The sequence below is a fragment of the Leptotrichia trevisanii DSM 22070 genome (genome assembly GCF_000482505.1).
GTDB lineage: Bacteria > Fusobacteriota > Fusobacteriia > Fusobacteriales > Leptotrichiaceae > Leptotrichia > Leptotrichia trevisanii.
On record NZ_AXVL01000064.1, the window covers coordinates 1 to 5,180 of the forward strand.

The following is a 5,180-nucleotide window of genomic DNA, read 5'->3' on the forward strand; positions in this document are numbered from 1 at the left end:
TATGTACTTTTTTCAAATTACTTTTCTTAAACTAAGTTTTAATAAATAGAAAACAAGTTTTCAAATTATTTGTCCAAGATTTTGGGTACACTCCAAAATTAAATAAGAAATTTTATAAATAAATATAAAAAAGGAGTGATAACTATGGAAGAAAAAAGTAATCTAAAATCTAAGAAATTTAATCAGAAATCTTATCTTTATGGAATGTATAAAAATAAGTTTTATCCAATAATTAATTTTGAAGAATTGTTAAATTTTGAAGAAGAATTGACTTTAAAAAAACAATATTTTGAATTTGAAAAGCAATTTAAATTAGAAGAAAAAAATATAAAGACATTCAGTTCAGGAAAAGAAAATCCTGTTACTAAAATTATGGAATCTGCAACTAGACTTTCCGGTATTCAGAAAGAAGTAAAAGACTATTTTTTAAGTAAAGAATTTAATGAAAAAGTTAAAGATTTGATTTCAAAATTTTTGGAAAGATAAATAAAAAAAGGGAGTGTCCATTTATAATTTTAGGAATTTATACAAAAAAATTTATGTTCTCCAAAAATTATATATTTCTCTGGACACTCTATCAATATTGTTTCATTTTTTTTACTGCTATAGGATCTGTTGAGTAAAAAATTGTTTTAAAAATTCAAATTATATGTAATATTAAAAAAATAACCGCTGTCTTTTACAACAACGGTTATCTAAAAATTTTAACTGTCTTCTTTTAGGTTATATTTTTTTACATAATCTTCCATCATTTTCACTGCTATTGGTCTATTAAACCTTCTCGCAAATTCAATTACTGTTAGTCCCCATTTATCTTTTACTAAAAGAGGAAGTCCTGGTTGAGAAAATATTAGCTGATATAGTGGTAACATTTCCATTTCAGGAGTACCGATATTAAATAATCCTCTGATGATGTTTTTGAATTATATTTTGTATATTATTTATATAATCTGGCTTATGTTCTAATAATGGTACTGTTTTGTATTTTTTTCCACACCTTGCTTTAAACTTCTATTTATAAGCGGATTCCACTTCTTCTATTCAGATTATTAAATATTTCTATAACTATATCTTAACAGACAGATTTCTTTTTAGCCATAATAAAAACATTATATAGTTATTTTACTATATATTATTTAGAGGTTTACACAAAAATTTTTACACACCCTTATTAGATTTTGAATTTTCTTTCTTTTTTTATTTTAGATACGCCCACTTATTTAGATTATATTTAGAATATTTCCAGATGTTATATCATTTTTTATCTCTACAAGACTACGATTATATTTTTTTATTAATTTAACAATATAATCATTAAAATTATTTTCTACTTCTTTTAAGATTTTTCTATCTTTATTATAATAATATATTTTCCCATTATTTTTAGTCGTTATAAAAATATATTCAGAATTATTTTTATAATCTAAAATAAAAAATTTCTCATCAACGATATCATACAATTCGTTTTCTCTCAATTCTTTTTCAAGTGAAAATTGCAATAAAATCCTTTCTCTTACACCAATATCACTGTATAATAAGAATTCTTTTTTACCTAATAATCCTCCTAAACTTTTTCCTGCTATACTTAAATATTCCCTGAAATCTCCTTTCACTTCTATATCATATAGTTCCTCTATCCCCCTTATCTCATCATCATTGTATCCTGTAAATTTCTTCTTGCTCTTTTCAAGATATTTTTCAAAAAGGATAAAAATCTCTGAGGTTTCTTTTCTTTCTGAAGATACGTATTCCCTTATTTCCTTTAATCCTATTATTCTTTTTTCAGATGTATCACACTGTACCATTAATTCTCCTACAGTGGAAAAATCTAGTGTAGGTTTTAATTCAGGATTGTATCTTTCTACTAAATCAACCATATATTCATTAAAATTCATTCCAGTATCCTTTAATATTTCTTCATTCTCATCAAAACAGTATACCTTTAAATCATCATCTGCTGTCCTTATATAAAAATAATAGGTTTCCATTTCTATTGAAAATATAAATGGTTTCTTTTGGAGATCGCCATGTAATACCGTATAATCTTCATCTATAAAGTTAAAATAATTTTTTCTTAAGTAAGACTGTATACTCCAAGTTTGCCTATATAAGATAACAGGATCATCTCCCAGTAAATCTCCATCACATCTTCCGGCATATTTTAAGAACTCCCTGAAATCTCCTTTTACTTCTATATCATACAGCTTTTCAATTTTAGTAATTTCTTCTTCACTGTATCCTATTGCTTTTCTCTCATTTTTTTTTAGATATTCTTTTAGCATATCCATAAATCTTTCATTCATTTTATTTCCTTTCCCTTATGGATTTATTTCTGTTGTTCCTTCATAAATAGTTATTCTCATATCAGGATTATTTTTAAAAAAATCAAACATTGAAGAATTACAAATTGGACACATACCTGAATTTTTTATAGATGTATTCTGGACTCCAATATCTACTTTTACCCCCTTACCTGAATAATTATCCTGAATATAGCTTGCCAGTTTCTTCTCTGCATGGTTTAGATTCCATACTTTATTCCCATTTTGAGAAATCCCTGTATATGTTTTTACTGATTCACTGTCCTTAATAATAACCTTGTACTTCACATTATTAATAGTAACTTCTTTTGGAGCATTCCCATTCCATGCTTTACCATTAACTGATAAAATATTTTCTACTTTACCATCAGTTGTTACAATTTTTGCAGTTGCAATTGATAAATCATCCGCTTTGTAACTTGATTTTAAATATTTTGATTCATGAGTCTTTAGAAAACTTCTTATTTTATCTACATTTAAAACAGGATCTTTTATAGCTTCTAAAGGTTTTATAGAATTAGACATTTTAGTAGCAATATTATTGTATTCTTTCATAGTTAAAAAATTTTGCCCATTAACTATCGCATAATTAGGTGTGATTCCATTATTTATCTCAACCTTGTATACATCATTTAAACCGGAAGTTTCCATTTTTTTAACAGAAGTTACAGTATTATTTACACTCCACTCATTACCTCTACCTAATGTATAATTACCCTCAGAATTTTTTACTGCTGTTTTTGAGATTTCTGAGTTAAAATTCCAACCACCTTTTGAGCCTGCTTCTTCTACAATAGTCTTAGAAATTAAACTATTAATAACTGCTCCACCACCCTTAGTTACAGCCTTTTTTATTCCAGAAGTAACATATGGCTCTACAAGAAAACCTGCCATTGTTCCTAAAACTTTAGCTCCAGATTCTTTTTCTTCCTTCATACCATAAACTCTGGCAACTTTTAAATCCGTTTGGTGTTTATCAAAATCTGTTTTGTTGGGATTTATTCTTTCAGCTATTTTATAATCGCTATAATATTGAGGATACTTTTCCCTGATATAATTTGCTTCTTTTGGTGAAATATCTTTAGATTTCTTAAATATAGGAATAAGTTCAGGGTGATTTTTATACTTGCTATATATATCCGTTTCATCATTTGTTCCCATATTTTGTGAAGTTAAAAGAAATAATACACCTACAGTAGCGGTTGTACTACCTGCTAAAGCAGTAAATCCTTTTTCTAATCCTTTTTCTAATGCTCCATTTAATCCTTTATTAACAATATTAAAAACTGTTTTCCCTACAATAGAATCTGCAATTGACTCAGTTCCCCATTTAAGAAATTCTTTGGCAAAATGAGGCTCAACCATATCTAATTGTTCCTGAAGTTTCTTCCTCTTTTGAGGATCTTTTGTTTCTCTAATTTCCTTTTTTAAAGAATCTACAGCTTGTCTATTTTCATTTTTTCTATTATTTTCCTTTTTTTCTCTCTCCTTTTTTTCTTTTTTTTCTTTCTCTATTTTAGATGCTGTTTGTCTAGCATCAGTCTGTATTGTTTTTATTGTTTTTCCAGGCTGATTTACAACATTATTTACATTATTCTGAGCTCTTTTTATCCGTGCATCTCCTGCCTTTTTATTACCAGTTGCATAATGATAACCTGCTATAATAGTATTACCAGTTGCTTTACCGCCCTGTACCACCATATTTGTAGCACCAGCTCCAAGATTCCCAAGAGTTCTAAAAAAGAATTTAGTTCTTTCCCATTTATCAGCAGTAATCTCACTATCCACATCCATAACAGCTTCATCAAGTTCACTCGTACTTATGCTTCCAGTCTTGCCTTCCCTAGCTCTTTTCATCATATCATCATAAGCCAGTTCTCCTGCTACTGTTGACTTCAGCTGTCCTTCATCATTTGCTTTCCCTTTTCCAGTTTTCAGGTCTTCTGATATTTTCCATTCCCTTGCTACTGAGGCACGTATTTCTGCATCATCTGTTAGATTCTCATTTACAAAGATTTTATTGGTTGTCTTGTCATAGAAAGCCCTTATTGTCTTTCCATCTTCTGCCAGCTCGTCAAGCCTTGCCCTTACATTTTCCGGCAAGTCAGGATTATCAGGATTAAATTTTTCTATTGCTGCTATATCAAGTTTTTTAAGTACATCAGGGGAATTAAGGTCTTCCGCTTTCGCTATACTTTCCATTTGAGGTGCTGTCTTTACCCTTATTATGCTTTCCTTGATTTCATTGATTGTTCTTCTTTCAGGGGCTCCAATATCTTCTTTCCCACCATTTACAACATTTTCTATGGATTTTAATACCGTTTCTCCTGTTGCTTTTCCTTCAAGTATTGCTACTTCCAAATCTTCCTTGAATTTTGTTGGATTTGAAATATATTCTATAACCTGCGGCTCTACATTGATATTTGTGCTTCTGTGAGTATCTTTCGTTATTTCATTAGCTTTTCCTAAATCCCTGTTTATCTCATCTCCTGAAGCATTCTGTATCTCAACGTTTCCTACAATAGTGTTTCTTGTAATTCCTTCCTTGTCCCTGCTGTCCTGATTGAAGCCTGCACTTGTGATTCTTGGTTTTCCTCCAAGTGAAGCTCCTATTGAGCCTCCAGTTGTTGTCATTGTATCTTCATTATAGATATTTTTGGCTATATAGTTGTCAATCTTGAATGTTGTGTTGTTATCACTCTGTTTTCCAATTACTGCACCAGTATTTTCAAGTGTTCCAACCTGAAGATTACTTCCCTCTCCAACAATAAATGAACTTTGATTATCTACAAATGCCCTGTTTCCATTAGTTCTGCTTCCGCTTACATTTACGGAACTTGGCATTCCATTTGCACTTAT

General features: G+C 29.3%; 3 protein-coding genes and 1 pseudogene. 1 reads left to right on the forward strand and 3 read right to left on the reverse strand.

Annotated elements, in window-relative coordinates; genetic code table 11:
• The first annotated feature begins 144 nt into the window (after window positions 1–144).
• A complete protein-coding gene (locus tag K324_RS0109195) occupies window positions 145–486 on the forward strand; it encodes a hypothetical protein (RefSeq protein WP_026748886.1) in 342 nt (113 codons plus the stop codon).
• Window positions 487–704: 218 nt separating this feature from the next.
• On the opposite strand, the gene K324_RS14710 is transcribed toward K324_RS0109195, so the two are convergent.
• The 3 genes and pseudogenes from K324_RS14710 to K324_RS16430 all read right to left on the reverse strand — a co-directional run.
• Window positions 705–878, reverse strand: coding sequence for a hypothetical protein (locus tag K324_RS14710; RefSeq protein ID WP_232056222.1), 174 nt, complete (start codon window positions 876–878; stop codon window positions 705–707).
• Window positions 879–1,220: 342 nt separating this feature from the next.
• The gene (locus tag K324_RS15265; protein WP_051354435.1) at window positions 1,221–2,303 is read right to left on the reverse strand and encodes an SMI1/KNR4 family protein; all 1,083 of its coding nucleotides are present in this window, start codon (window positions 2,301–2,303) and stop codon (window positions 1,221–1,223) included.
• A 15-nt stretch (window positions 2,304–2,318) separates the two neighbouring features.
• Window positions 2,319–5,180: pseudogene (locus tag K324_RS16430) on the reverse strand (hypothetical protein); the annotation flags it as partial.